Origin of the sequence: Agromyces intestinalis, from assembly GCF_008365295.1 — a bacterium.
Classification (GTDB): Bacteria; Actinomycetota; Actinomycetes; order Actinomycetales; family Microbacteriaceae; genus Agromyces; species Agromyces intestinalis.
In genome coordinates this window covers 3,617,710-3,643,184 of record NZ_CP043505.1, presented here as the reverse complement: position 1 = coordinate 3,643,184, position 25,475 = coordinate 3,617,710, and the positions used below count along the sequence as shown (strand labels likewise).

Annotated in this window: 25 protein-coding genes and 4 tRNA genes; 10 read left to right on the top strand and 19 right to left on the bottom strand. The window is 69.7% G+C overall.

Going from position 1 to position 25,475, the window contains the following annotated elements; all coding sequences use genetic code 11:
• Positions 1-60 precede the first annotated feature (60 nt).
• The 8 genes from ruvB to pdxS all read right to left on the bottom strand — a co-directional run bounded on the left by ruvB (position 61) and on the right by pdxS (position 6,168).
• Positions 61-1,131 carry a Holliday junction branch migration DNA helicase RuvB gene (gene ruvB, locus FLP10_RS16620; RefSeq protein ID WP_149161871.1) on the bottom strand — a complete coding sequence of 357 codons (1,071 nt, stop codon included), beginning with the start codon at positions 1,129-1,131 and terminating at the stop codon, positions 61-63.
• Positions 1,128-1,751 (bottom strand): Holliday junction branch migration protein RuvA, encoded by a 624-nt coding sequence (gene ruvA / locus FLP10_RS16615; protein ID WP_149161870.1) that lies wholly within the window; start codon positions 1,749-1,751, stop codon positions 1,128-1,130. Before ruvA ends, ruvB begins: the two co-directional genes overlap by 4 nt.
• Positions 1,748-2,365 carry a crossover junction endodeoxyribonuclease RuvC gene (gene ruvC / locus FLP10_RS16610; RefSeq protein ID WP_210418433.1) on the bottom strand — a complete coding sequence of 206 codons (618 nt, stop codon included), beginning with the start codon at positions 2,363-2,365 and terminating at the stop codon, positions 1,748-1,750. Before ruvC ends, ruvA begins: the two co-directional genes overlap by 4 nt.
• A gap of 10 nt (positions 2,366-2,375) precedes the next feature.
• Complete coding sequence (locus FLP10_RS16605; protein WP_149161868.1) at positions 2,376-3,131, bottom strand: YebC/PmpR family DNA-binding transcriptional regulator; 756 nt, start codon at positions 3,129-3,131, stop codon at positions 2,376-2,378.
• A 132-nt stretch (positions 3,132-3,263) separates the two neighbouring features.
• A complete protein-coding gene (locus FLP10_RS16600; protein WP_149161867.1) occupies positions 3,264-3,788 on the bottom strand; it encodes a DUF1697 domain-containing protein in 525 nt (174 codons plus the stop codon).
• 53 nt (positions 3,789-3,841) lie between these two features.
• The gene (locus FLP10_RS16595) at positions 3,842-4,555 is read right to left on the bottom strand and encodes a hemerythrin domain-containing protein (RefSeq protein WP_210418432.1); all 714 of its coding nucleotides are present in this window, start codon (positions 4,553-4,555) and stop codon (positions 3,842-3,844) included.
• Positions 4,556-4,621: 66 nt separating this feature from the next.
• Positions 4,622-5,281, bottom strand: coding sequence for a pyridoxal 5'-phosphate synthase glutaminase subunit PdxT (pdxT, locus tag FLP10_RS16590; protein ID WP_149161866.1), 660 nt, complete (start codon positions 5,279-5,281; stop codon positions 4,622-4,624).
• Positions 5,278-6,168 (bottom strand): pyridoxal 5'-phosphate synthase lyase subunit PdxS, encoded by an 891-nt coding sequence (gene pdxS / locus FLP10_RS16585; protein WP_149161865.1) that lies wholly within the window; start codon positions 6,166-6,168, stop codon positions 5,278-5,280. Before pdxS ends, pdxT begins: the two co-directional genes overlap by 4 nt.
• A gap of 109 nt (positions 6,169-6,277) precedes the next feature.
• Between pdxS and FLP10_RS16580 the strand changes: the two genes are divergently transcribed.
• Together FLP10_RS16580 and pdxY are read left to right on the top strand one after the other, a co-directional pair.
• On the top strand, positions 6,278-7,639 hold the full coding sequence (locus FLP10_RS16580) for an aminotransferase class I/II-fold pyridoxal phosphate-dependent enzyme (RefSeq protein WP_149161864.1): 1,362 nt from the start codon (positions 6,278-6,280) through the stop codon (positions 7,637-7,639).
• Positions 7,640-7,646: 7 nt separating this feature from the next.
• On the top strand, positions 7,647-8,498 hold the full coding sequence (gene pdxY / locus FLP10_RS16575) for a pyridoxal kinase PdxY (RefSeq protein ID WP_149161863.1): 852 nt from the start codon (positions 7,647-7,649) through the stop codon (positions 8,496-8,498).
• A 48-nt stretch (positions 8,499-8,546) separates the two neighbouring features.
• Here pdxY and FLP10_RS16570 read toward each other — a convergent pair whose 3' ends face one another.
• Entirely contained in the window at positions 8,547-9,110 is a 564-nt protein-coding gene (locus tag FLP10_RS16570; RefSeq protein ID WP_149161862.1) for an HIT family protein, read from the bottom strand.
• A complete protein-coding gene (gene thrS / locus FLP10_RS16565) occupies positions 9,107-11,017 on the bottom strand; it encodes a threonine--tRNA ligase (RefSeq protein WP_246150438.1) in 1,911 nt (636 codons plus the stop codon). The genes FLP10_RS16570 and thrS overlap by 4 nt, the downstream gene beginning before the upstream one ends.
• Before the next feature lie 328 nt (positions 11,018-11,345).
• On the opposite strand from thrS, the gene FLP10_RS16560 reads away from it, so the two are divergent.
• Complete coding sequence (locus FLP10_RS16560) at positions 11,346-13,412, top strand: glycosyl hydrolase family 28-related protein (protein ID WP_149161860.1); 2,067 nt, start codon at positions 11,346-11,348, stop codon at positions 13,410-13,412.
• Between the two features lie 129 nt (positions 13,413-13,541).
• Here the strand turns inward: FLP10_RS16560 and FLP10_RS16555 are convergent, their stop codons facing one another.
• On the bottom strand, positions 13,542-14,660 hold the full coding sequence (locus tag FLP10_RS16555) for an FAD-dependent monooxygenase (protein ID WP_149161859.1): 1,119 nt from the start codon (positions 14,658-14,660) through the stop codon (positions 13,542-13,544).
• 366 nt (positions 14,661-15,026) lie between these two features.
• Here FLP10_RS16555 and FLP10_RS17515 point away from each other — a divergent pair, with 366 nt between their 5' ends.
• From FLP10_RS17515 to FLP10_RS16540, 4 genes are all read left to right on the top strand, one after another.
• A complete protein-coding gene (locus FLP10_RS17515; RefSeq protein WP_168209224.1) occupies positions 15,027-15,182 on the top strand; it encodes a hypothetical protein in 156 nt (51 codons plus the stop codon).
• Positions 15,179-15,616, top strand: coding sequence for a hypothetical protein (locus FLP10_RS16545; protein ID WP_149161858.1), 438 nt, complete (start codon positions 15,179-15,181; stop codon positions 15,614-15,616). Before FLP10_RS17515 ends, FLP10_RS16545 begins: the two co-directional genes overlap by 4 nt.
• Positions 15,617-15,841: 225 nt before the next feature.
• Entirely contained in the window at positions 15,842-16,015 is a 174-nt protein-coding gene (locus tag FLP10_RS17510; RefSeq protein ID WP_168209223.1) for a hypothetical protein, read from the top strand.
• Positions 16,016-16,449: 434 nt separating this feature from the next.
• Positions 16,450-17,199, top strand: a complete 750-nt coding sequence (locus FLP10_RS16540; protein WP_149161857.1) for a DUF3800 domain-containing protein — start codon at positions 16,450-16,452, stop codon at positions 17,197-17,199.
• A 202-nt stretch (positions 17,200-17,401) separates the two neighbouring features.
• Here FLP10_RS16540 and FLP10_RS16535 read toward each other — a convergent pair whose 3' ends face one another.
• The 4 genes from FLP10_RS16535 to FLP10_RS16520 form a co-directional block, all read right to left on the bottom strand.
• The gene (locus FLP10_RS16535; protein WP_149161856.1) at positions 17,402-18,298 is read right to left on the bottom strand and encodes a hypothetical protein; all 897 of its coding nucleotides are present in this window, start codon (positions 18,296-18,298) and stop codon (positions 17,402-17,404) included.
• A gap of 125 nt (positions 18,299-18,423) precedes the next feature.
• Positions 18,424-18,498 (bottom strand) — tRNA-Val (locus FLP10_RS16530).
• A gap of 23 nt (positions 18,499-18,521) precedes the next feature.
• Positions 18,522-18,595 (bottom strand) — tRNA-Cys (locus FLP10_RS16525).
• A gap of 53 nt (positions 18,596-18,648) precedes the next feature.
• A tRNA-Gly gene (locus tag FLP10_RS16520) sits at positions 18,649-18,721 on the bottom strand.
• Positions 18,722-19,040: 319 nt separating this feature from the next.
• On the opposite strand from FLP10_RS16520, the gene FLP10_RS16515 reads away from it, so the two are divergent.
• Positions 19,041-19,116 (top strand) — tRNA-Val (locus tag FLP10_RS16515).
• A 47-nt stretch (positions 19,117-19,163) separates the two neighbouring features.
• Here the strand turns inward: FLP10_RS16515 and FLP10_RS16510 are convergent.
• From FLP10_RS16510 to zapE, 4 genes are all read right to left on the bottom strand, one after another.
• On the bottom strand, positions 19,164-20,720 hold the full coding sequence (locus FLP10_RS16510; RefSeq protein WP_149161855.1) for a PKD domain-containing protein: 1,557 nt from the start codon (positions 20,718-20,720) through the stop codon (positions 19,164-19,166).
• 93 nt (positions 20,721-20,813) lie between these two features.
• Positions 20,814-21,389 carry a type II toxin-antitoxin system PemK/MazF family toxin gene (locus FLP10_RS16505; RefSeq protein ID WP_212392672.1) on the bottom strand — a complete coding sequence of 192 codons (576 nt, stop codon included), beginning with the start codon at positions 21,387-21,389 and terminating at the stop codon, positions 20,814-20,816.
• Between the two features lie 42 nt (positions 21,390-21,431).
• Complete coding sequence (locus tag FLP10_RS16500) at positions 21,432-22,652, bottom strand: ammonium transporter (protein ID WP_149161854.1); 1,221 nt, start codon at positions 22,650-22,652, stop codon at positions 21,432-21,434.
• Positions 22,653-22,867: 215 nt separating this feature from the next.
• On the bottom strand, positions 22,868-23,923 hold the full coding sequence (gene zapE / locus FLP10_RS16495) for a cell division protein ZapE (protein WP_149161853.1): 1,056 nt from the start codon (positions 23,921-23,923) through the stop codon (positions 22,868-22,870).
• A 139-nt stretch (positions 23,924-24,062) separates the two neighbouring features.
• Between zapE and FLP10_RS16490 the strand changes: the two genes are divergently transcribed.
• Together FLP10_RS16490 and FLP10_RS16485 are read left to right on the top strand one after the other, a co-directional pair.
• On the top strand, positions 24,063-24,962 hold the full coding sequence (locus FLP10_RS16490) for a sulfurtransferase (protein ID WP_149161852.1): 900 nt from the start codon (positions 24,063-24,065) through the stop codon (positions 24,960-24,962).
• A 64-nt stretch (positions 24,963-25,026) separates the two neighbouring features.
• Complete coding sequence (locus tag FLP10_RS16485) at positions 25,027-25,473, top strand: SufE family protein (RefSeq protein WP_149161851.1); 447 nt, start codon at positions 25,027-25,029, stop codon at positions 25,471-25,473.
• Positions 25,474-25,475 lie beyond the last annotated feature (2 nt).

Below are 25,475 nucleotides of genomic sequence, written 5' to 3'. Positions count from 1 at the left end.
CTTCCGATGTGCGCGCTCGCGCACGGAGTTGAAAGCGGGACGGGCCGGAGCCTCTACGGATTATAGGTCATCGAGCGGAAGGGCGGCTTCGACTTCGGATGCCTCGGGCTGGCGCCCGAAGTGCCGCCACGCGGCGGGGGTCGCGACACGGCCGCGCGGAGTGCGTGTCAGCAGGCCGATGCGCACCAGGAACGGCTCGACGACCGCCTCGATCGTCTCGGCCTCTTCGCCCACCGATACCGCCAGTGTGTTGAGCCCGACCGGACCACCGCCGAAGCGGGTCAGGATCGTCTCCATGACCGCCCGGTCGAGCCGGTCGAGGCCCAGCGCGTCGACGTCGTACAGGTCGAGTGCCGCCCGCACCCTCTCGAGATCGGCCCGCGCGCGCTCGGACCCGCCCGAATGCACGAGCGTGTAGTCGCGCACGCGACGCAGCAGCCGGTTGGCGATGCGCGGCGTGCCGCGGCAGCGACCGGCGATCTCGGCGACCGCGTCGCCGTCGATCGCAAGCCCGAGCATGCCCGCCGCCCGCGTGAGCACGTGCTCGAGCTCTGCCTCGTCGTAGAACTCGAGGTGCGCGGTGAACCCGAACCGGTCGCGCAGCGGGTTGGGCAGCAGGCCGGCCCGCGTGGTCGCCCCGACGAGCGTGAACGGTGCGAGGTCGAGCGGAACGCTCGTCGCACCGGCGCCCTTGCCCACCATGATGTCGATGCGGAAGTCTTCCATCGCGAGGTACAGCATCTCTTCGGCCGAGCGCGCCATGCGGTGGATCTCGTCGATGAACAGCACCTCGCCCGGCACGAGCGACGACAGGATGGCGGCGAGGTCGCCGGCGTGCTGGATCGCCGGCCCGCTCGACATGCGCAGCGGCCGCCCGCCCTCGTGCGCCACGATCATCGCGAGGGTGGTCTTGCCGAGGCCGGGCGGGCCGGCGAGCAGGATGTGATCGGGTGTGCGCTGCTGCAGCGCTGCCGCCGACAGCAGCAGCTGCAGCTGCCCCCGCACGCGGGACTGCCCGACGAACTCGGCGAGCGAGCGCGGTCGCAGCGCGCCCTCGAACGCGAGCTCGGCCTCGGAGGCGAGCACCGGGTCGGTGAGGTCGAGATCGAGGTCGTCGGCGCCGTCGGTCATCGCACCCTCCCGGTGGCCTGGGCCGGGCCGAGCCGGCCGAGTGCGAGCCGAAGCAGGGCGGGTACGGACGCCGCGTCGGCCTCGGATGCCTCGGCCAGCGTCTGCTCGACCGCATCGGCGGCGAGCTTCTCGCTCCAGCCGAGCCCGGTGAGCGCGGCGAGCACGCTGTCGGCGACGCCCCCGGTCGCAACCGGTGCGGCGGCGGGACGGGACGCGGTGGGCGGGGCGAGCTTGCCCGCGAGCGACAGCACGATGAGCTTGGCCGTCTTCGGGCCGATGCCGCTGACCTTGCGGAACGCCGCATCGTGCTCGGCGTGCACGGCCTCGGCGACCTGGTCGGGCGAGAGCGCCGACAGCACGCCGAGCGCGGATTTCGGACCGACGCCCGTGACGCCGATGAGCAGCTCGAAGACGCCGAGCTCGTCGCGGCCGGCGAACCCGAACAGCGTGAGCGAGTCGTCGCGCACGACGAGCGACGTGTGCACCGTGAGCTCGGCGCCCTCGCGGCTCGCGAGCGCGAGCGCCGGCGTGGTGTTGACGTGGAAGCCGACGCCGCCGACGTCGATGACGACGGAACTGCCGGCCGCGGCGAGGACGCGCCCGCGAAGGGAGGAGATCACTCCTTCACCCTACGGGCGGCCCCCGACACCGCCGCGGACCGCTCGGCGGCGATCCATGCGCGCTGCGCCGGCGTCAGGCCAGGGGCATCCGCATCGACGCGGCCGGCCGAGGCCGCATCCCGCACCGCCGCGCCCGCGACGCCGCCGGTGCGCCAGGCGTGGCAGATCGCGAGCGCCAGCGCGTCCGCCGCGTCGGCCGGCTTCGGCATGGCGTCGAGGCCGAGGATGCGGGCGACCATCGTGCCGACCTGCTTCTTGTCGGCGCGGCCGTACCCGGTGATCGCCGCCTTCACCTCGCTCGGCGTATGGAGTGCGACGGGCAGTTCGCGTCGCGCGGCGATGAGCATGGCCACCCCCGAGATCTGCGCGGTGCCCATAATGGTCGAGACATCCGACCGCGCGAAGACGCGCTCGAGCGCGACCGCCTGCGGGCGATGCTCGTCGAAGACCGCCTCGAGGCCGTCGGCGATGCGCCGAAGCCGGCGCTCGATCGACAGGTCGGTCGGCGACCGCAGCACGACCACGTCGACGAGCGTCGCCGTGCGGTCGGGGGCGACGTCGACCACGCCGACACCGCAGCGGGTGAGCCCGGGATCCACGCCCAGCACCCGCACGGCGATCGGCCTACTCCGCCTCGAGTTCGGCCTGCACCTCGGGGCTCAGGTCGAAGTTCGAGTACACGTTCTGCACGTCGTCGCTGTCTTCGAGCGCATCGATGAGCCGGAACACCTTGCGGGCCGTGTCGGCGTCGATCTCGACCTTCAGGTTCGGCACGAACTCGATGTCGGCCGACTCGTAGTCGAGCCCGGCCTCCTGCAGCGCCTTGCGTACCGGGACCAGGTCGGAGGGGTCGGTGACGACCTCGAACCCGAGCGCGTGCGGCTCGATCTCTTCGGCGCCGGCTTCGAGCGCCGCCATCATGACGTCGTCTTCAGTAGTGCCCTCGCCCGAGACCACGATCACGCCCTTGCGGGTGAAGTTGTAGGCGACCGAGCCCGGGTCGGCGAGCGTGCCGCCGTTGCGGCTGAGGCCCGTGCGCACCTCGGCGGCGGCGCGGTTCTTGTTGTCGGTGAGCACCTCGACCATGAGAGCGACGCCGGCCGGGCCGTAGGCCTCGTAGGTGATCGACTGGTACTCGACCGCCTCGCCGCCGATGCCGGCGCCGCGCTTGATCGCACGGTCGATGTTGTCGTTCGGCACCGAGGTCTTCTTGGCCTTCTGCACCGCGTCGTACAAGGTCGGGTTGCCGTTCAGGTCGGCGCCGCCCATCTTCGCCGCGACCTCGATGTTCTTGATGAGCTTCGCGAACGACTTCGCGCGGCGCGCGTCGATGACGGCCTTCTTGTGCTTGGTCGTCGCCCACTTGGAATGCCCGGACATGCTGCTCCTGAATCCTGTCGTGGCGGGTGCACCCGCCGGCGACCCATTCTAGGGCAGGCCCCGCGCGGCGGTCGGGGCGGCGGGCGGTGCGGCGCCCGGGGCGAGGCGGCGAGGCGGCGCAGGCGGGCGGACTCAGCCGGCGAGCTTGGCCAGCGTGCGCAGGTTGCGATTCGTGGTCGTCGGCGTGAACCGGGCCCGCGACAGGAGCTTCGCGAACGGCGTGTCGGTGGTCGTGCCCTTCACCGGGTTCCAGTAGACGACGCCATCGCCGCGCGCGATCGGGTCGACGGCCGGGTCGAGGCCCTCGCCCCGCGCGAGTTCGTCGAGTACGGATGCCGCGGACGCGAACACCACCCACGGCTGACGCGACGCATCGGCGGCGTCGAACGGGAACGCGTCGATCACGGCGCGCACGTGCTCGGCCGTGGTGAGCACGATCCACGCGTCGTATCCGAACCGCTCGGCGAGCGCGGCCTCGATCTCGCGCTTCAGCGCGGCGGCATCCGCTCTGGGACTCTCGAACGCGACGTTCGCGCTCGCGAGCACCGTGCGCACCGCCTCGAATCCGAGCCCGTCGAACAGTTCGCGCAGCTCGGCCGACCGGATGGTGATGCCGCCGACGTTGACGCCGCGCAGGAGCGCGATGAACGAGGTCATGCGCCCAGCGTACGACCGGCCGTGCCGGCCGGGCCTCGGCCGCCGGCTCGTGCTCACACGAGTGCGGGCATGCCTGTCGGAAACGTCGCACGCTGCCAGGCCGTGTACTTGCGCTTGAGCAGCACGAGCCAGAGCAATCGCACCGGCGCCGGCAGGTTGCGTCGCGACCAGTCGTCGCGATCAGCGGCGGGCACCGCGTCGATCATGAGGCCGAGCTGGATGGGCACACGATCCTTCGGGAGGAGCGTGCGGCCGTGCTCGGCCATCTCGTCCCACTCGCGCTGACTGAGCTCCTCGGCGGCGACCGGCACGATGTCGGCCTCCTCCTGGCCGAGGTGCACACCGAGGGTCGCACCGATGTCATCGAGGGCGGCGGCCAGTCGTTCGCCCGATTCGATCGACGCATCCGCCCGCCAGGTCTCAACGAGCGGCGGCACCCGTTCGAGCAGCCCCGCGACGACCCGGTGCTGTTCGCGCATCAGGTCGACGGTGGCGCCGCACGCCGGCCGACGGTGCTCGAGGCGATCCCACATCGCCTCGTCCTCCCCCTCATGGTGCACGTGCAGGCCGAGGGTCATGAGGTCGACGGTGTCGGCCACGATCGCCGCACGCTCGGTGTCGCCGGGGCGCACCTCGCGCACGAGCCGCGGCGCTTCGCGGAACCCCCACCGGAAGATGCGGTGGATGATCAGGATGTCGGAGGTGTCGCAGCCGGCCGTCTCACCCGCGGGCAGCGGCCCCGAGGTGCTGGGCATTCGTGTCGTCATGACCGGTATCGAACCGGAGGCGGCACCCCGCGTCATCCGTGCTCGCCCTGAGCCCGCCGCTGGCCGTCATGCCCCGGCGTGCGATCGCACCATGCCGAGGAAGTACTCGTGGAACCGGTGCTCGCCGGTGATCTCGGGGTGAAAGCTCGTGCCCAGCAGGCTGCCCTGCTCGACCGCGACGACGCGCCCGTCGGGCAGGCTCGCGAGCGCAGTGGCGCGCCGGCCCACCGACTCGACGACCGGTCCGCGGATGAAGACCGCGTGCACCGGCCGCTCGCCGAGCTCGGGGATGTCGAGGTCGGTCTCGAACGACTGGTTCTGCGAGCCGAAGGCGTTGCGGCGCACCACGACGTCGAGTCCGCCGAGTGTCTGCTGCCCGTCGATCGCGTCGAGCACGGTGTCGGCGAGCATGATGAGGCCCGCGCACGTGCCGTAGACGGGCAGCCCGCCGGCGATCGCCGCCCGCAGGGGCTCAGCGAGTCCGTAGGCGCGGGCGAGCTTGCCCATCACGGTCGACTCGCCACCGGGGATGACCAGGCCGTCGATGCCGTCGAGATCCTGCGGTCGGCGCACCAGCGAGACATCCGCACCGAGGCCCGAGAGCACGTGCGCGTGCTCTCGGAAGTCGCCCTGCAGCGCGAGCACTCCGACGCGGGGGCCGCCGGCCGCGCGCGCGGCCGCCGACTCCCCCGCGTCGAGCGAGTCCTCGCGGAGGGTCGTGGTCACCAGCCGCGCTCGGCGAGCCGGTGCGGTGCCGCCAGGTCGCCGACGTTGATGCCGACCATGGCCTCGCCCAGCCCGCGCGACACCTCGGCGATCACGCTCGGGTCGTCGTGGAACGTGGTCGCCTTGACGATGGCCGCCGCCCGCTGTGCTGGATTGCCCGACTTGAAGATGCCCGAGCCCACGAACACGCCGTCGGCGCCGAGCTGCATCATCATCGCGGCATCCGCCGGGGTGGCGACGCCGCCCGCCGTGAAGAGCACGACCGGGAGCTTGCCGGTCTCGGCGACCTCGGCGACGAGCTCGTACGGGGCCTGCAGCTCCTTCGCGGCGACGTACAGCTCGTCCTTCGTCATCGAGCGCAGCGTGTTGATCTCGCTCGTGATCTTGCGGATGTGCTTGGTCGCCTCGGACACGTCGCCCGTACCGGCCTCGCCCTTCGAACGGATCATCGCGGCACCCTCGTTGATGCGGCGAAGCGCCTCGCCGAGGTTCGTCGCGCCGCACACGAACGGCGTGGTGAACTGCCACTTGTCGATGTGGTTGACGTAGTCGGCGGGCGAGAGCACCTCGGACTCGTCGATGTAGTCGACGTCGAGCGCCTGGAGCACCTGCGCCTCGACGAAGTGCCCGATGCGGGCCTTGGCCATGACCGGGATCGAGACCTCGGCGATGATCGCCTCGATCAGGTCGGGGTCGCTCATGCGGGCGACGCCGCCCTGCGCGCGGATGTCGGCCGGTACGCGCTCGAGGGCCATGACGGCGACGGCGCCGGCGTCCTCGGCGATGCGCGCCTGGTCGGGCGTGACGACGTCCATGATGACGCCGCCCTTCAGCATCTCGGCGAGGCCGCGCTTCACGCGGCTCGATCCGGTCTCGGCAGTGCTCATGTGGGATTCCTTCCGGAGGGGTCGTGGCGCGCGAGAAGGCGCGGAGACAACGGGGATGCTTGACCTAGGCCAAAATGTAGCATGGACCGGGCCTACACTCGGAGCTGCCATGGAACGTGATGTCACCCTCCAGATCTCGGGCCGATCGGCCGCCGAGATCGCCGCCAGCGTGCGCACCCTGATCGAGCGCGGCGAACTCGCTCCCGGTGAGCCGCTCCCGCCCGTGCGCTCCCTCGCCGAGACCCTCGGCGTCAACCGCAACACCGCCGTCGCCGCGTACCGGCAGCTCACGCTGGCCGGCATGGTCGTCACGCGCGGCCGCGGCGGCACGCACGTCGCCGACCCGTCCCCGGTCGCCCAGGAGGGCTTCGCCGCCGACAGCGTGCTGCGCGACGTCGCGACCGGCAACCCCGACCCCGACCTCATCCCCGACCCGTCGCGCGCACTCGCGAAGGTGGCCGGCCGGCCGGTGCTGTACGGGGAGCCGGTCGTCGACCCGGGTCTCGAACGGTGGGCCGCCTCGTGGATGCGCCCCGACCTCGCGCCGACCGATGTCCGGCTGACCATCACGAGCGGCGCGGCCGATGCCGTCGAACGGCTGCTCGCGCAGGCGCTCGTACGCGACGATGCGGTCGCGCTCGAGGACCCCTGCTTCCTGACCAGCATCCACACGGTCCGCGTCGGCGGGTACCGCGCGGTACCGGTGCCGGTCGACGACGAGGGCATGACGGTCGAGGGCCTGCGCTCGGCGCTCGAGCAGGGTGTGCGTGCGGTCGTGTGCACGCCGCGTGCGCAGAATCCGACCGGTGCGAGCCTCACCGAACGGCGGGCACGCGACCTGCGTGCCGTTCTTCGCGCCCACCCGTACGTGCTCGTCATCGAGGACGACCACTTCTCGATGCTGTCGCGCCGCCCGTTCCACTCGCTCATCGGCCCCGAGCACCGCCGGTTCGCGCTCGTGCGCTCGGTGTCGAAGTTCCTCGGCCCCGACATGTGCCTGGCGGTGACGGCCTCCGACCCCGAGACGGCCGACCGGCTCGCGATGCGATTGAGCCCCGGCACCACGTGGGTGAGCCATCTGCTGCAGCGACTCGTGCTCGCGCTCGTCACCGACCCCGAGGTCGTCGACGGCATCGAGACGGCCGGGGCGCACTACGCCGACCGCAATCACGCGTTCGCCGAGCGGCTCACCGCACTCGGCGTGCCGACCGACGCCGGCGATGGGCTCAACCTCTGGGTCGCGCTGCCAGTGCCGGCCCGCGACGTGTCCGAGCAACTCATGCGCCGCGGCTGGCTGGCCCGCGCGGGCGATGCGTTCGCGCTCGACGAAGCCACCGACGCACCCGCGGCCCGCCGGCTGCGGCTCACCGTGCACGACCTCGCCGGCCACGACGCCGATCGACTCGCCGCCGACATCGCCGCCGCGGTGCGCGCCGCGGGTGGACGGCTCGTCGCCGCCGGAGTGGGATGATCGATCGGTGAAGATCCTCTCGATCCAGTCGGCGGTCGCCTACGGGCACGTCGGCAACTCCGCGGCCGTGTTCCCCCTGCAGCGCATCGGCGTCGAGGTGCTGCCCGTCTACACCGTGAACTTCTCGAACCACACCGGCTACGGCGCGTGGCGCGGGCCGCTGATCAGCCCCGACGATGTGGCCGCGGTGATCACGGGCATCGAGGAGCGCGGCGTCTTCCCGCAGATCGACGTCGTGCTGAGCGGATACCAGGGCGGCGAGGGCATCGGCGACGTCATCCTCGACGCGGTCGCGCGTATCAAGGCGGCCAATCCGTCGGCCATCTACGCGTGCGACCCGGTGATGGGCAACGCGAAGAGCGGATGCTTCGTGGCGCCGGCGATCCCCGTACTGCTGCGCGACCGGGTCGTGCCCCAGGCCGACCTGATCACGCCGAACCAGTTCGAGCTGGGCTACCTGACCGACACCTCCCCCGACACGCTCGAGTCGACGCTCGCGTCGGTCGACCTGGTGCGCGCGTCCGGCCCTCGCACGGTGCTCGTCACGAGCGTCGAGCGCCCCGACCGCGAGGAGGGCACGATCGAGATGATCGCCGTCGACGACGCGGGCGCGTGGATCGTGCAGACGCCGCTGATCCCGATGAAGGCGAACGGCTCGGGGGATGTCACGGCCGCGCTGTTCACCGCGCACTACCGCCGCACGGGCGATGCCGCAGATGCGCTCGCCCGCACGACGTCGAGCGTGTTCGACCTGCTCGAGCGCACGCACGCCTCGGGCGAGCGCGAACTTCAGCTCGTCGAGTCGCAGGAGGCCTACGCCAACCCGCGCCTGCAGTTCACCGTGCACCAGGTGCGCTGAGCGCGACGGCTCGCGAGGTCTCGCGACACGTCGCCGTTCTGCTGCCGGCTATGCCGGCCAGGCCTCGGCGATCTCCTGCCTGACCTCGCCGAGCAGGCGCGGCAGCGCCTTCGTCTTCGCGATGATCGGGAAGAAGTTCGCGTCGAGCGCCCACCGGGGCACGATGTGCTGATGCAGGTGCTCGGCGATGCCGGCGCCCGCGATGCGCCCCTGGTTCATGCCGATGTTGAATCCGTCGCAGCGCGAGACGTCCTTGACGACCCGCATCGCCGTCTGCGTGAGCTCGCCGATCTCGGCGACCTCCTCGGGGGTCGCCTGGTCGTAGGTCGCGATGTGCCGGTACGGGCACACCAGCAGGTGGCCGCTGTTGTACGGGAACAGGTTCAGCAGCACGTACGCGTGCTCGCCGCGCGCCACGATGAGCGACTGCTCGTCGCTCAGCTCGGGCGCCCGGCAGAACGGGCAGGAGTGCTCGTCGGGCTGCTGCCCGTCCTGGATGTAGACCAGCCGGTGCGGGGTCCACAGTCGCTGGAAGGCGTCGGGCACGCCCGCGAGCTCTGACGAGACATCCGTCTGGATGCCCTCGAACTCATCGGCGCCGTAGCTGGTCATGCGAACAGGTCGTCCCGCGTGGTCACCTGGCGATGGTCGGCGATCGCCTCGCGGACCTTGGCGATCGCGTCCGCGATCGGCACGCCGTTCTCCTGCGTGCCGTCGCGGAAGCGGAAACTGACCGTCTCGGCGCTGCGGTCGTTCTCGCCCGCGATGAGCTGGAACGGCACCTTCTGGGTGGTGTGCGTGCGGATCTTCTTCTGCATGCGGTCATCACTGGTGTCGAGTTCGGCGCGCACGCCCGCACCCTTCAGCTGCTCGACGATCGCACCGAGGTACGGCGCGTACTCGTCGGCGACGGGGATGCCCACGACCTGCACCGGCGCGAGCCACACGGGGAACGCACCGGCGTAGTGCTCGGTGAGCACCCCGAAGAACCGCTCGATCGAGCCGAACTTCGCCGAGTGGATCATGACCGGCTGCTGGTGGGTGCCGTCGGCCGCGGTGTACTCGAGCCCGAAGCCCTCGGGCTGGTTGAAGTCGTACTGGATCGTCGACATCTGCCACGTGCGACCGATCGCGTCGCGCGCCTGCACCGAGATCTTCGGGCCGTAGAACGCGGCGCCCCCGGGGTCGGCGACGAGTTCGAGTCCGGACTCCTCGGCGACCTCGCGCAGCACGTTCGTCGCGACGTCCCACTGTTCGTCGGAGCCCTTGAACTTGTCGGAGTCCGCGTCGCGCGTCGACAGCTCGAGGTAGAAGTCGTCGAGTCCGAAGTCGCGCAGCAGGCTCAGGACGAAGTTCAGCAGGTGCTTGACCTCGCCCGGCGCCTGCTCGGCGGTGACGTAGCTGTGCGAGTCGTCCTGGGTGAGGCCGCGGACGCGGGTCAGGCCCTGCACGACACCCGACTTCTCGTAGCGGTAGACGGTGCCGAACTCGAAGAACCGCAGCGGCAGTTCGCGGTAGCTGCGCCCGCGCGACCGGTAGATGAGGTTCTGCATCGGGCAGTTCATCGCCTTGAGGTAGTACTCGCTGTTCTCGAGCTCCATCGGCGGGAACATCGTGTCGGCGTAGTACGGCAGGTGCCCGCTCGTCTCGAACACCCCCGACTTCGTGATGTGCGGGGTGGAGACGTACTGGAACCCCTCCTCGATGTGCCGACGGCGGACGTAGTCCTCCATCTCGCGCTTGATCACGCCGCCCTTCGGGTGGAAGACCGGCAGGCCCGAGCCGATCTCCTCGGGGAAGCTGAACAGGTCGAGCTCCGCGCCGAGCTTGCGGTGGTCGCGACGCGCGGCCTCCTCGAGCCGGTGCTGGTACGCGCGGAGCTCGTCCTTCGTGGGCCACGCGGTGCCGTAGATGCGCTGGAGCTGGGGGTTCTTCTCCGAGCCGCGCCAGTAGGCGGCGGCGACGCGCATGAGCGCCCAGCCATTGCCGATCATGCGGGTGTTCGGCAGGTGCGGCCCGCGGCAGAGGTCCTTCCAGACGGTCTCGCCGGTCTTGGGGTCGACGTTGTCGTAGATGGTGAGCTCGCCCGCACCGACCTCGACCGACTCGTGGTCGTCGCCCGTGCCCTCGCCGTGGCCGGCCGAGCCCTTCAGTCCGATGAGCTCGAGCTTGTAGGGCTCGGATGCCAGCTCGGCACGCGCCTCGTCGTCGGTGACGACCCGGCGCATGAACCGCTGCCCCGAGCGGACGATGCGCGCCATCTCTTTGTCGAGCGCCTTCAAGTCCTCGGGCGTGAACGGCTGCGCGACGTCGAAGTCGTAGTAGAACCCGTCGGTGACGGGCGGGCCGATGCCGAGCTTGGCCTCGGGGTTGATCGCCTGCACCGCCTGCGCGAGCACGTGCGCGGTCGAGTGCCGCAGGATGCTCAACCCGTCGGGCGAGTCGATCGTGACCGGCTCCACCACGTCGGCGTCCGTGACCGTCGTGGCCAGGTCCTTGAGCTCGCCGTTGACGCGCATCGCGACAACGGATCGGTCGGTGAAGAGCTCGAACCCGTCGGCCACCTGATCCACTCCTTGTTCGTGGGAAACAACCCTTCAACTGTAGTCCGCTGTGGCGGCACGGCTCGTCGTCGCATCGTCTTCCCGGCACCGGCTGCGAATCATCCGCTTGCACTGCGACTTGCGCCGCGCTTGCGCTCGCTTCCGCTCGCTTTCGCAAGAACTGAGCAATTCTCCGACAGTTCGCCACGAAGCCTTGTGGATGCCTCGAGCCCACCCCTACCGTCAGGTGCAATCGCGCTGGCGCGAGGCATCCACTGGTGCTGATCGAGAGGACCCGTCGACGATGACATCCCCGAACTCCGAGGCACGGCCCGGCCGCCGCCTCATCCCGCGACCGGCCGCGCTGGCCGTCGCCGTACTCGCGACGGGCGGCCTGCCGCTGCCCGCACTGCCCGCATCGGCGGCCCCCGCCGTACCCGCGCCGGTCGTCACCCGAGCCGCGATCGACCCGGCGTTCGTGGCCGGGCGCGGCGCCGACGTACCGTTCCTCGAACAGGAGGCCGAGCACGCCCGCACCAACGGCACCGTACTCGCGCCGAGCCGCGACGCCTACACGCTCGCGGCCGAGGCATCCGGTCGAAGCGCAGTCCAGCTCGCGCCCACCCAGTGGGTCGAGTTCACTCTGCCCGCGAAGACCAACGCCATCACGGTGCGCTACAGCATCCCCGACGCGCCGAACGGCGGCGGCATCACCTCGCCGCTCGAGGTGACCGTGAACGGCAAGGACAAGCGCACCATGACGCTCACGAGCGAGTATTCATGGCTGTACAACCAGTACCCGTTCACGAACGACCCGAACGCGGGCCTGCTGCACCCCGACTGGTGGCTCGCCGAGTGCGGCTGCGTACCGGGCGAGGGCTACGAGGTGCAGGCGCCGTTCCGGCCGATGCACTTCTACGATGAGCAGCGCCTGCTGCTGGTCAAGACGTATCAGCCGGGCGATGTCATCCGGCTCACCGTGCCGAGGGGCGCGAAGGCCGACCTGACCACGATCGACCTGCTCGATACCGAACAGGTGGGCCTCCCCCATGTGCGACTCCTCGCGGCGAACGTGCTGCTGTTCGGCGCCGACCCGCTCGGCAAGAAGGACTCGGCCAACGCGTTCGACAAGGCCATCGCCGCCGCGAAGAAGCTGAAGGTGCCCGTCTACGTGCCGCCGGGTGTGTACCAGGTGAACCGGCACGTCATCGTCGACAACGTCACGATCGAGGGGGCCGGCACGTGGTACACGGTCATCCGCGGCAAGGAGGTCGCGCTCGGCGAGCCCGCGCCCGACGGTTCGGTGCATACCGGCGTCGGCTTCTACGGCAAGTCGGCGGCCGAGGGCGGCAGCCGCAACGTGCGCCTGTCGGGCTTCACCATTCGCGGTGACGTGCGCGAGCGCATCGACACCGACCAGGTGAACGGCATCGGCGGCGCGATGAGCGACTCGGTCATCGAGGACCTCTACATCGAGCACACCAAGGTCGGGCTCTGGTTCGACGGACCGATGAACAACACCGTGGTGCGCAACCTGCGCGTGGTCGACCAGATCGCCGACGGCCTGAACTTCCACACCGGCGTGACGAACTCGCGCGTCGAGCACACCTTCGTGCGCAACACCGGCGACGACGGGCTCGCCATGTGGGCCGAGGGCGTGACCAATGCGGGCAACACCTTCAGCCGCAACACCGTGCAGACCCCCACGCTCGCGAACGGCATCGCCATCTACGGCGGCACCGACCTCACGGTGTCGGGCAACCTGGTCGCCGATCCGATCCGCGAGGGCAGCGGCATCCACCTCGGGTCGCGCTTCGGAGCCGAACCGTTCGCCGGTACCGTCTCGGTCGCCGACAACACCACGGTGCGCGCGAGCACGCTCGATCTGAACTGGAACATCGGCCTCGGCGCGATCTGGTTCTACGCGCTCGACCGGTCGATCGACGGCGCAGACATCCAGGTGACGGGCGACCACTTCCTCGACAGCACGTACAGTGCGATCATGCTGGTCACCGAGTGGGGCGTGAAGGACGCGTACCGCATCGAGAACGTGCACTTCCGCGACCTGCGCGTCGACGGCGCCGGAACCAATGTGGTGAGTGCTCGCACGGCCGGCTCCGCGACCTTCGAGAACGTCGACGTGCGCAATGTCGGCCACTGGGGCGTGAACAACTGCGGCGCCTTCAACTGGGACTGGGAGAACGGTTCCGAGTTCTCGCTGCAAGACCTGGGCGGCAATGACGGCGTCGACACGAACGAGTTCCATCTCGGCACGCCGTGGCTCGCGCCCTACCTGCCGAACCTCATCACCTGCAACGACCGGCCGCCGCTCACGGCTCCGCCGGCTCCGTCACCCTGGGTGCAGCCCTGAGCCGATCAGGACGGATGCATCGGTTCCGGATGCGTCGCTACCGGATGCGGCGCAGGTGACGGATGCCCCGGGCGGGCGTGTGCGGCTTCGGCCGCCGCGCCCGCCCGAGTCCGTCCGAGAGGCGGCGTGCTACGGCGCGGTCCACCGCTGGAGACGCCGTGTCGCTCGCCCCATGATCGCGGGCGGTGTCGCCCGCAGGAGCGCGTCCCGGACGCCCGCGGCGAGCGGCAGGGAGGCTTGGGCCACCTTCCCCATCTGACGCGACCGTCGCCAGATGGCTCGGGTCCGTTTCGTCCGCAGGTCGTCGTATCTGGACAGCGCCGCGTCCGGATCGCCACGCCGGAGCAGCAGTGTCAGGGTGGCGGCATCCTCGATGGCTTGCCCCGCGCCCTGCCCCAGATTGGGCGTCATGCCGTGGGCGGCGTCACCGAGCAGCACTGTACGGCCCTTGGTGAACGCGACGGGGAGCCGAGCGAGGTCGAAAATGTCGTGACGGAGCACCGCGTCTGCGGGCGTCGCGTCGATGCACGCCCGGATCGGCGCATGCCAGTGGCCGAAGCGCTCGCGCACCGCGGCCTGCTCATCGTCAGCGCGCCGGCCCGCGGGCGAGGATTCGGTGGCGAACCAGTAGACCCGATCGTCCGGCAGCGGCACGATACCGAATATGCGCCCCCGCCCCCAGGTCTCTCCGGCTTCGCCCTGGACGTCGACCCCCGAGGCCGTGATCCCGCGCCAGGCGGTGTACCCGGCGTAGCGAACGCCGCGGTCTAGACCGAGGTGCGCACGGGCCTCGCTGCGCAGCCCGTCGGCCGCGACCACCAGATCGAACCCCTGCTCGCGGTCGGCCACGGTCACCACCGGCCGGCCGTCTCCTGAGATCTCGGCGCGCTGCCCGAGGCGGAGACTCCCGGTGGGCAGGGCGGCCACGAGGACGCGATGCAACTCGGCTCGGTGCAGGCTGCGCAGCGTCGACACCGCCGAAGACGGCATCGACACGAGCCAGTCGCCTGACGGCGTGCGCTGCCCCGCCCGCATCCGAGCGATCGCATCGCTGCTGGCCTGACGCACCGTGTCGCCCAGCCCGATCGCAGCGAGCGCGCCGAAGGCATTGCCGAACAGGGTCAGCCCCGCCCCGACCGCGCCCGGCTCGTCGCGGCGCTCGTAGACGACGACCTCATGCCCGTCCGCGCTCAGCCCCGCCGCGACCGTCAGCCCACCGATTCCGGCACCGATCACCGCGACCCGCATCCGACTCCCCTGTTCTCCTGTTCGGCTCGAGTCTCCCAGACACCGGAACCTTCCGGAGGTCCGAGCGGTCGGGTAGGCGGGAACCGAGGCTATAGGCACGAAAGTGTGGATGGGATCTTGATCTGACCGCGGAATGACGGGTAAAACGGGGTTCGGTATGGTCCGCGACGCTTGGCACCTCTCCGGCTGGATCGGCGAGCACTGACACGCCCGAACTCGCGACGTGGTGCGCGCTCCGGTTCGGCGAGCTGACCGAGCTTCGCCGAGGAGACATCGAGCTGAAGAAGGGTGTGATCCACGTCCGCCGCGCCGTCGTTCTCGCAGGCGAGAGACGAACTCGCCCGCGCGGTCATCGAGGCCGACGCGATGCTCACGAACACGCCGTTCGAGGACGACGACGCGCAGCCTGGGAACGCTCGAGGCGATCATGTCGGCGCCGCCCTCAACCGGCTCACCGCCGCGGTCGAGACTCAGACCCGTCTGCTGCTCGCGCGGTTGGACCGATGGGAGGAACGTAGATGAGCGAGCGCGTGATGATCGACCACGAAGGCACGCTGCGCGGGCTGTACGGCCCCGAGAACTGGCGTCACGGGTGGGGGCTCATCTCGCCGGAGGAAGACGCGCACCGTCACCGCGTGATCACCGAGGGCACGCTGTGGCTGCCTGATGGGCAGAAGATGCCACTTGCCGCGGCCAAGCGCGTGAAGGCTCGTCTGATGCAGACTTCCTCGGATGGTTCCGAGCCCGGCCACACGCCCGGAGGGGAAAGCCGCTGCCTGATCCCCGACGTCTTGTGCTGGGATATACATCCCGATGCTCAGTGGGCAGCCGAGAGCAGGCAAGTCCACGCTCGTGGTCGACCTGATCGCGGCGATCCTCACGCCGGGGCGGAGCTTTCTCGACCACTGCCTCACGCCGACCTCGTGGTCGACGAACGGAACAGGTCGTCTGGCTGATGAACGCCGAGAATCCCGAGCCGGAGCTGCGTGAGCTGATCGAATCGGCCGGCCCTGAGTTCGACCAGTCGGTCACGAACGACGGAGGCGGGTACTTTCCACCGGGCGACTACGGAGGCCGGCTGATGGTCGACCACCCCCGAAGCGCTCGGCGGGGGCGTCGCTGTTCGACCTTCGAGTGCCGGAGAACTACGACATGTGGGCGGGCCGGATCATGGATCTGACGTGCGCAGTCTGCGACGGCCGCGACGAGGCTCCCCCGCTGGTGGTCACGGCCACACGCCCGGGTGCCCGGCGATCCTCGAGGGGGCAGACCTGCAGTGGTTCGCACCAGAGCCGACCGACACCGAGCCGACCGACACCGAGCCGACCAACACCGACACCGAGGAGTCCCGATGACCCTCACGATCAGCGCCCCTGCCCCGGCGCGCTCACTCTCGCCAACGGGCGGAGCAGCGCCGCCAGGTCACCGACGCCGCGCAGCGCCGCTCCGCCGCTCTCGGCGGCCACGCCGCCCGGACGCCAGTCGAGGGCTACCTGTGCCCGGTCTGCGACCGCGCCGTCGCGGACGCGGGCTCGATCGGGCCGAGCGCGATGGAGGCGAGCGTGCGCCGTCACCTCGGGGTCGCCCGACGCGGCGCGAGCGAGCTCGACGGCCCGATCGGCTGGGGTGCGCTGCCGTATGGAACAGCGCCCAACACGCGTCCGTGGGCGCACTTGGCGCTCGATCAGGTGGCTCTCCTCGCCGCAGGGTGATTCGAGACCGCGAGTGTCAGCACGACTTGCCAGACTCGATGGGAGGGCCGCGAGACCGTTCGACAGAGAGGTGAAACATGCGAGTTGCGTTCGGGGATGACACCAAACAGGCCGGTCTGCGAACCGGCATGGGGAAACTGCTTGGGTTGGGGGCGGTCATCTTCCCTGAGAGCCAGTTGCGGCCATTCAGCTCGTCCATGAAGGCGCTCCGCACGGAGCACGGCATCCCGGCGAACGTCGAGTTCAAATGGTCGATGCCCACGCCCAACTACTTCAAGCAGCGAAACGAGGCGGGGCTCCAAGACCTGGTCCGGCGCCGCATGATCGAGTTGGCGATCCAGCACGAGGCGAGCGCGGTGGTCGTCGTGTGGGACTTGGGCCGTACGACGCTGCAGGATGAGAAAGCCGAGGCAAAGGTTCTGGAGTACCTATACGAGCGGATCACCGGCGCACTCCGGAATGAACTCGGCATCCTCGTGTTCGACAAGCCGGGCGGCGGCCACCAGCAAGAGGACACGTGGATCGCGAGAACTCTCTCGATGACCAACTACGGAACGAGCTACGTAAAGCCCGACGCGATCGTGCTCCCGGTGCTCACTGCACCGTCACACCACCATGAACACCTTCAACTCGCTGACCTCGTGACGGGCGCGACCGTCGCCGCCGTCGCGGGGAACCGGTACGGCATGGAGCTGATCCCGATCCTGCGCGGCCTCTTCCACCGCAACTACTACGGCACTATCGGCGGAACCGGCCTCAAGCTCTCCCCGACGAACTCACGAATCTCTACCTTCACGTTCTCGGCGAGGATACCTTCACGAAGGTGATGCAGGCAGCTGGCTACCCGCTCCCCTTCCACCACTACCCCTACACGTCAGACGACGGGCTCAACCCACCTGCCGCGGGCGTCACCGCGTGAACACGGCTGAGATGCCGACGCCGGGCGCCTGACGATCTGGAGGGGGCGTTCGTCGTCTAATCAGCCGCTGGGGTCGCCGACACACTCGACGGTTGAGCCGCGGCTGCGGCTCACCCGCCCGCGGGCATCTCGCTTCCCGTACCGATCTTGTACAGCTCGGCCGATGTGAGTGTTCCGAGGCTTGTTCCGTCCACGAGTAAGGTCTCGACCGAGGTCACAGCAGTTCGGAGATGCTGGCCCTCGTCGTCCGCGAACGCGATGGGAGTTCCGGCGAACTCTGCGAGGTTGTCAAAGGGGCTGAGCGACTGGAACGTCGCCGTGTCAAGCCCTGCGAGAGCAGGGTCGAAGACGACGCGCACCACACCGGCGTCGAACGTCACACTCGACACGGCCTTCGCAATCACAACGCCAGCGCTTGCGCGCTCGCTGAGATAGCCCTGGAACGCACTTACGACCTCTTCGTTCGTAGCGACCACGGCGGCCGCGGGCGATGGCTCAGGAGCCGGCGATGCCGGCGATTCTGTCTCCGCTTCGCTCGCCTTTGGCGAGGGCGTCGGGGTGGAAGTTGCCGCCGGAGTTCCGTCACGGCCTCCGCCGAACGCGTATCCGATGACGCCGATGAGCAGGAAGACACCGATCGCCCACACCCACCACTTCATGTACCAGGGCTTCTGCGCGCCTGTAGTGGCTGCAGGAGGCTGGCTCGTCGACGATGGAGATGAGAGAGGACTCGCCTCCGGCCCGGCAGGCGGCACAGTCGCCGCCACTGCCGCGACGGGTTCGCCCGGCGGAAGCGTCGACGCAGACCTGGGCTGCGGACCGGTCCTGCTGGCTGAACCGACGTACTTCGGATTCGGACGCCGGAGCAAAGCCTTGTAGTCCGACCCCCAGACCCAGTTCTCTTTACCGGATGACTCGACCAGCTCCCACCCCTTCTCGAGGTACCGCTGAAGATCTTTCATCCTCCGAACGGTCTGATACTCGAACTCGTCCTTCTTGCTCACCATGATTGCCCCCAGGGCCGAGTCTGGCAGCGATGCGCGGAGATGGAAAGCCGTGCAAGACGTGCACATAGTGGGCACAAATGAAAAAGGGTCAGGCCGGGAAACCCGGCCTGACCTGCATTTTCTCGTGGTGGGCGATACTGGGATCGAACCAGTGACCTCTTCCGTGTCAGGGAAGCGCGCTACCGCTGCGCCAATCGCCCAAAACCGACTGCGAGGATCGGTTTGGAGGTGGATACGGGATTCGAACCCGTGTATACGGCTTTGCAGGCCGCTGCCTCGCCTCTCGGCCAATCCACCGCGTTAGGGTTCACCACCAACGAACAGAAGGGGCTTACGCCCCTGCTGATCAGAGCGGATGACGAGACTCGAACTCGCGACCCTCACCTTGGCAAGGTGATGCGCTACCAACTGCGCCACATCCGCGTTGTCGCTCGCTTGCGACGTAGTGACTCTAACGGATTCGGCGCACGAATCACAAACCGAGGCCGACTCATCGGGTCTTCCGCCCGGTCATCCGAGCTTTCGCCCCAATCACCCGGGCGTGTCGCCCGGCACGCAATTCAAGTCCGGAGGCGTGTCGGGCGGATGCGCGGCACCGACAGCGGCCGACACGCCGTGCGCGGCCCTGAATTGCGTACCTCGTCGGGACCGCAGGACGCGAGGCTCCCTCGATGTGCATTCGGCCCTCGCGATCGGCTACGATCGTTCAGGCGGCCGACGCGAGTCGGCCGCGAATCCTGATGGGCGATTGGCGCAGCTGGTAGCGCGCTTCCTTCACACGGAAGAGGTCGTCGGTTCGAGCCCGGCATCGCCCACCATCACGAAGGCCCCGGCATCACGCCGGGGCCTTCGTGTTCCGTCCGGTTCAGCGACGTGCGCGCCGGCGCTGCGTCGCGACCAACGCGATCGCACCGATGAACAGCAGCGCTGCGGCCACCGCCGCGATCCACGCACCGTCGAATCCGGTCGCCGGCAGCGTGCGCGGCACCGTCACGACGACCGTTGCGATCGCCGACGGGTCGCCGTTGCGCAGCAACTGCTGCCCGGTGAAGACATCCTCGGTCGAGGTGCCGCCCGAGCTCGTCAGCCGCACCGTCGCCGTGTACTGCCCGGCCGACGCGTACTCGTGCTGCACCACGGGGGTCGACGTGACGGTGGTCGTGCCGTCGCCGAAGTCCCAGGCGTACTCGGCGATGGTTCCGAACTCGACCGACGACGCCGACGCATCGAAGGTCACCGGCGAATGCGGTTCGCTGGCGGTGAGCCGCGCGACGGGGGCCTGATCCGGCGTGACGGCCACGTGCACCCCGATCCCGTCGAGGGGCGTCTCCGCGAGCCCGGCCAACGAACCTGCGTCTCGGGTCGAGATCCCGCTGATCGGTGTCCCCTCCACCTGCTCGTACGTCACGGCGTGGATGCGAGCGCCGTCGGGGGTGACGACCGGATTCGCGTCGTAGTTGGCGAATGCGGACGAGACCGGGATGGTCATCGCCGCGACGTCGATCGCGTGCAGGGCTCCCGCGCCGGGTTCGGCGTGGGGAGCCACCGCGTCGGGCAGCGCGATCACGCTCGGGTTCGGCTCCGCGGCGGGGAGTTCGCTCGCAGTGCCGACGTACGCCCGCGTGCCGTCGGGCGAGATGGAGATCGTGCCGTCGGTGTGCTGGTCGAGCGCGGTGAGTTCGCCGGTGGCGAGCTCGACGCGCACGACCTGTTGCGAGGGCCATCTCGCCGACCCGGCGAGCACCGCCGTCGCACCGTCCGGGGTGATCGCGATCGCCGCCACGTCGGCGGAGGGAATCTGCATCGACCCAACGAGTTCGAGCGTCGCCACATCGAACGCCCGCAATTCCGCACCCGAAGGAGTTCCCGGTGCCGCGCAGACGAACCATGCCGTGCGACCGTCGGGCGTGATCGCCACCCCCGACGCGATCGACTCGGCGCAGGCCGAGAACCGCTCGACCGCCTGCGTGGCGAGGTCGATCCTGGCTTCGCCCCTCCCGGTCGTCATGGCGAGGGCGCCGTCGGGGGTCAGCGCGACGCTCATGTACCACGACGCAGCCTCGCCCGCTTCTCCTGGGATCGTGGCCCAGAGCAGCTCACCCGTCGACGCATCGTGGGCGGCGAAGACCCCCGGTCCGCCGCGGCCGACCGAGAAGCCGACGGTGTAGAGCGTGCGCGCGTCGGGCGCGTACGCGATGCCGTACGGCAGGTAGTCGAACGGCATCTGCTGGATCGAACCGTCACCCGTGTTCAGGAATCCCAGGGCTCCGGTCGCCTCGAAGGCCTCCTGCCCGGGCACGTACACAGTCGCGGCGACCTCCCACGGGCGCCCCGTCGGATCCCCCTCGGCCGCGCCAGCCGCAGGAGCCGCGCCGAGCACCGCGAGAGCGGCCAGCGCCAGTATCGATCCGATCCTCCGCACGACTGTCCCCCTCCAGTCCCGCCGACGCTCGTCACCGTATCGTCAGTGGTCCGGGGAGGCAAGGATTCGTGTGGGCGGCAGCACTGGCCCCGTTCAACTCCAGCCGTAGCGCTCCTGCAACGCCTGGGTGAGCTGTGCGTAACGCGCCGCGTCGAGCCCGGCGGCCTCTCGGCGCATCCCGCCGGTGCGCACCCGGAAGACCCGGTCGATGCGCGCCCAGCTGGGTCGCCCCTCGGCGTCCCAGCCACCCGAGCCGAGTGCGAGGTAGTCGCGGTGGCCGTCGTGCGGCTTGCTCGTCAATTCCACTGCGAGGTAGTCCCCGTTTCGACCGGCCGCGACGATCACGACCGGGCGGTCCTTGCCGCGACCGTCCCGCTCCGCGTACGGCACCCACGTCCACACCACCTCGCCCGGGTCGGGGTCCCCGTCGCGGTCGGGCGCGTACGACAGGCGCACGCCGCGCAGCCGGTCGGGATCGATCTCGAGCGTCGCGTCGTCGCCGAAGCGGCCGGGCGAAGCATCCGTCTCGTCGACCGGCGAGCGCTGCGCGCTCGACGCCGGCTTCGAGGCATCCGTTGGCTTCGCATCACCCGCTCCCTGCGATGCGGGCCGACCCGCCGAACGGATGACACGCCGAAGGGCGGTGAGGAAGCGGCTGGTGTTCGGCACACCGGCACACTATCCCCACCGCCCTCGCGGTGTCGGACGGGGCTACACCGTCTCGAGCTTGTAGCCCTCCTCGCCGTGCACGACGGTGTCGATGCCGGCGATCTCGTCCTCGTTCTTCACGCGGAACCCGATCGTCTTCTCGATCGCGAACCCGAGCACGAAGGCGATCACGAAGGAGTAGATCGCCACCGCGAACGCCGCGATCGCCTGCACGGACAGCTGACCGAGGTCGCCACCGGTGAAGAGGCCCGTGTCGATGGCGAAGAAGCCCAGGTACAGCGTTCCGATGAAGCCGGCGACGAGGTGGATGCCCACGACGTCGAGCGAGTCGTCGAAGCCGAGCTTGAACTTCAGCTCCACCGCCAGGGCGCTGATGGCACCCGCGATGATACCGAGCAGCAGCGCCCAGCCGGGCTCGAGGTTCGCACACGACGGGGTGATCGCCACGAGGCCCGCGACGGCGCCCGAGGCCGCGCCGACAGCGGTGGGCTTGCCGTCCTTCAGCTTCTCGACGATCAGCCAGCCGATGATGGCCGCAGCGGTCGCGCCGAGCGTGTTGAGCACGATGAGGCCGGTGTTGGCGAGCTCGTTGAGGAACTCCGCGCCCGCGTTGAAGCCGAACCATCCGAACCAGAGCACCGACGCGCCGAGCAGGGTCAGCGGCACGTTGTGGGGCTTGTCCATGCCCTTCTGGAACCCGACGCGCTTGCCGAGCACGATGGCCAGGGCGAGAGCCGCGGCACCCGCGTTGATGTGCACCGCGGTACCGCCCGCGTAGTCGATGACGGCCGGCAGGCCGAGCGTGTCACCGAGGTTGAGGATCCAGCCGCCGCCCCAGACCCAGGCCGCGACCGGGAAGTAGACGAGCGTGGCCCACACGCCGGCGAAGACCAGCCACGAGCCGAACTTGGCACGGTCGGCAATCGCGCCCGAGATGAGCGCGACGGTGATGATCGCGAACGTGGCGCCGAACGCGACGCCGATCAGGTCGGTGTTGGCCGTCTCACCGGTCGCCAGCGAGCTGAGTGCGAAGTCCGAGAACGGGTTGCCCGCGAACTCCCAGGTGCCGCCGACGGCGCTCATGTTGTAGCCGTAGAGCACCCACAGCACGCCGACGAGCGCGAGTGCTCCGAAGCTCATCATCATCATGCTGACGACGCTCTTCGCTTTCACGAGTCCGCCGTAGAAGAAGGCGAGACCGGGCGTCATGAACAGCACGAGCGCCGTTGCAGTGATCGCCCATGCGATGCTTCCGGTATCCATACGTTTTCCTCACACCTCGAGTTCTGCAGGGGGCGTACTCGAGGGGCGGGAGCCGGTCTCGGGTACGGGTTCAGAATGGGCCGGTGAGGTTTCGGCGAGGATGCCGCGTTCGTTTCTGGTCGGTTACGAGAATCGGCGTTGTGTAACGAATCTGTTTCCGGGTGCGCAGGATCGCCCGGGAATCCGGTGGGAGCAGGTTGCGGATGCCGCGGCGCTCAGTCGTGCGGCGGCAGCTCGCCGGTCGTGAGTGCGATCATGCGGCTCATGGCGCGCAGGTACTTCTTGCGGTAGCCGCCGGCCATCATCTCGTCGTCGAACACCTGATCGAGCGGCACCCCGCCCTGGATGATCGGCACCTCGGCGTCGTAGACACGGTCGATGAAGGCCACGAGCCGCAGCGCGGCGTTCTGGTCGTGCAGCTCGTGGACGCCGTCGAGCGCGATGAACTCGACGCCGCCGATGAGCTTCACGTACTTCGACGGATGCACCGTCGCCAGGTGGGCGACGAGCGCGTCGAACCCGTCGAGCGAGACCCGGTGCCCGCGCACGGCGAGCGAGACGGCCATGCGCTCGACGGCGCCGTCGCCCTCGACCACCGCGGCGCGGCCGTCGGTGTCGCGGCGGCGGTAGTCGAGCCCGTCGATGCGCAGTGTCTCGAAGTTCGAGCTCAGCGCGTGGATCTCGCGGAGGAAGTCGGCGGCGGCGAACCGCCCCTCGCCGAGCGCGTTCGGCGGCGTGTTGCTGGTGGCGGCGACCCGGGTGCCGCTCGCCATGAGCTCGCCGAGCAGACGCGTCATGAGCATCGTGTCGCCCGGGTCATCCAGCTCGAACTCGTCGATGCAGATGAGGCGGGCGCCGCGCAGCAGCTCGAGCGCGCCCGCGTAGCCGAGCGCGCCGACCAAGGCGGTGTATTCGATGAACGTGCCGAAGTACTTCGGCCCGTGCGCGACGTGCCAGAGTGCGGCGAGCAGGTGCGTCTTGCCGACACCGAAGCCGCCGTCGAGATAGACGCCCGGCAATTCGATGCGCGCCGGGCGTCGACGCGAGAAGAATCCGCCGGGCCGTTGGGCCGCACGCCACGCGCCTGCGAACTCCTTCAACCGCTCGAGGGCAGCCTGCTGCGACGGGAAATCGGGGTCGGGCCGATACGAGTCGAACGACGCGTGCTCGAACTGCGGCGGCGGCGTGAGCTCGGAGGCGAGCTCGGCGGCGCTGATCACCGGGTTGCGGTCGACGAGGCGGATGGGGCCGGCGGCCGCTGATGAGCTCATGTGTCGGTGGACTCCCGTGTTGCAGCGCGTGACGGGACCGGTGGCGTCGACCGGTGCGCCGCGTAGATTCGTGGGGGGACGGACCCAGCCTAGTCCGCTCCGAACTTCCCGATCACCCGGGCGATCCCCAGGAGGAGCCATGTCCGTCGAGTTCGATTCCGCCGCCAAGTTCGCCGAGTACGCCCACCCCGAACGGCTCGTGAGCACCGCCTGGCTCGCCGAACGCCTCGGCACGCCGGGACTGGTCGTGGTCGAGTCCGATGAAGACGTGCTGCTCTACGAGACGGGCCACATCCCCGGCGCGGTCAAGATCGACTGGCACACCGACCTCAACGACCCGGTCGTGCGCGACTACCTCTCGGGCGAGCAGTTCGCCGCCCTGCTGGGCTCGAAGGGCATCGCCCGCGACACCACGGTCGTCATCTACGGCGACAAGAACAACTGGTGGGCCGCGTACGCGCTCTGGGTGTTCACGCTGTTCGGACACGAGGACGTGCGCCTGCTCGACGGCGGCCGCGACCTGTGGATCGCCGAGGGCCGCCCCATCACGACCGAGGTCGCCGAGGTCACCCCCGTCGAGTACCCGGTGGTCGAGCGCGACGACGTGGCGATCCGCGCCTTCAAGGAGGACGTGCTCGCTCACCTCGGCAACCCGCTCATCGACGTCCGCTCCCCCGAGGAGTACTCGGGCGAGCGCACCACCGCCCCGGCCTACCCCGAGGAGGGCACGCTGCGCGCCGGTCACATCCCCACCGCGGCGTCCGTGCCGTGGGCGCGCGCCGCCGCCGGCGACGGCACCTTCAAGACGCGCGCCGACCTCGACGCCATCTACCGTGACGAGGTCGGACTCGAAGACGGCGACGAGGTCATCGCGTACTGCCGCATCGGCGAGCGGTCGAGCCACACCTGGTTTGTGCTCACGCACCTGCTCGGCTTCGAGAAGGTGCGCAACTACGACGGCTCGTGGACCGAGTGGGGCAGCGCCGTGCGCGTGCCGATCGTCACCGGCGCCGACCGCGGCGAGCTTCCGACGCGCTGAACGCAGCCGTGAGCCGGGCGGCGGTGCGGTCGGTCGCTTCGCGCGGCATGGGAGAATCGACGTGATGGATGCCACGTCGGATGCCACGCTGCCCGCCCCGCTCGCCGAGATCCGGGACGAGTTCCTCGCGCTCGAGGTGCGCGACCGCCTGCAGCTGCTGCTCGAGTTCTCGAACGAGCTCCCCGAGCTGCCCGAGCGCTACCGCGACCATCCCGACCTGTTCGAGCGCGTGATCGAATGCCAGTCGCCCGTGTTCATCTTCGTCGAGGTGACCGACGGGCGCGTGCACGTGTACGCAACGGCGCCCGCCGAGGCGCCGACGACGCGCGGCTTCGCCTCGATCCTGGCGCAGGGGCTCGACGGGCTCACGGCCGACGAGGTGCTCGCGGTGCCGGCCGACTATCCGCAGTCGCTCGGGCTGGCCGCCGCCGTCTCACCGCTGCGGGTGCGCGGCATGACGGGCATGCTCGGCCGGGTCAAGCGCCAGGTCGGCGAACGCGCCGCGGCCTGACC

What these genes read in the sequence shown, in the direction of transcription:
- ruvB (WP_149161871.1), bottom strand. Translation starts at nt 1,131, where the DNA reads ATGACCGACGGCGCCGACGACCTCGATCTCGACCTCACCGACCCGGTG.
- FLP10_RS16605 (WP_149161868.1), bottom strand. Translation starts at nt 3,131, where the DNA reads ATGTCCGGGCATTCCAAGTGGGCGACGACCAAGCACAAGAAGGCCGTC.
- FLP10_RS16600 (WP_149161867.1), bottom strand. Translation starts at nt 3,788, where the DNA reads ATGACCTCGTTCATCGCGCTCCTGCGCGGCGTCAACGTCGGCGGCATC.
- FLP10_RS16595 (WP_210418432.1), bottom strand. Translation starts at nt 4,555, where the DNA reads ATGACGACACGAATGCCCAGCACCTCGGGGCCGCTGCCCGCGGGTGAG.
- pdxS (WP_149161865.1), bottom strand. Translation starts at nt 6,168, where the DNA reads ATGAGCACTGCCGAGACCGGATCGAGCCGCGTGAAGCGCGGCCTCGCC.
- FLP10_RS16580 (WP_149161864.1), top strand. Translation starts at nt 6,278, where the DNA reads ATGGAACGTGATGTCACCCTCCAGATCTCGGGCCGATCGGCCGCCGAG.
- FLP10_RS16570 (WP_149161862.1), bottom strand. Translation starts at nt 9,110, where the DNA reads ATGACCAGCTACGGCGCCGATGAGTTCGAGGGCATCCAGACGGATGTC.
- thrS (WP_246150438.1), bottom strand. Translation starts at nt 11,017, where the DNA reads ATGCGCGTCAACGGCGAGCTCAAGGACCTGGCCACGACGGTCACGGAC.
- FLP10_RS16560 (WP_149161860.1), top strand. Translation starts at nt 11,346, where the DNA reads ATGACATCCCCGAACTCCGAGGCACGGCCCGGCCGCCGCCTCATCCCG.
- FLP10_RS16555 (WP_149161859.1), bottom strand. Translation starts at nt 14,660, where the DNA reads ATGCGGGTCGCGGTGATCGGTGCCGGAATCGGTGGGCTGACGGTCGCG.
- FLP10_RS17515 (WP_168209224.1), top strand. Translation starts at nt 15,027, where the DNA reads ATGCTCACGAACACGCCGTTCGAGGACGACGACGCGCAGCCTGGGAAC.
- FLP10_RS16545 (WP_149161858.1), top strand. Translation starts at nt 15,179, where the DNA reads ATGAGCGAGCGCGTGATGATCGACCACGAAGGCACGCTGCGCGGGCTG.
- FLP10_RS16540 (WP_149161857.1), top strand. Translation starts at nt 16,450, where the DNA reads ATGCGAGTTGCGTTCGGGGATGACACCAAACAGGCCGGTCTGCGAACC.
- FLP10_RS16535 (WP_149161856.1), bottom strand. Translation starts at nt 18,298, where the DNA reads ATGGTGAGCAAGAAGGACGAGTTCGAGTATCAGACCGTTCGGAGGATG.
- FLP10_RS16500 (WP_149161854.1), bottom strand. Translation starts at nt 22,652, where the DNA reads ATGGATACCGGAAGCATCGCATGGGCGATCACTGCAACGGCGCTCGTG.
- zapE (WP_149161853.1), bottom strand. Translation starts at nt 23,923, where the DNA reads ATGAGCTCATCAGCGGCCGCCGGCCCCATCCGCCTCGTCGACCGCAAC.
- FLP10_RS16490 (WP_149161852.1), top strand. Translation starts at nt 24,063, where the DNA reads ATGTCCGTCGAGTTCGATTCCGCCGCCAAGTTCGCCGAGTACGCCCAC.
- FLP10_RS16485 (WP_149161851.1), top strand. Translation starts at nt 25,027, where the DNA reads ATGGATGCCACGTCGGATGCCACGCTGCCCGCCCCGCTCGCCGAGATC.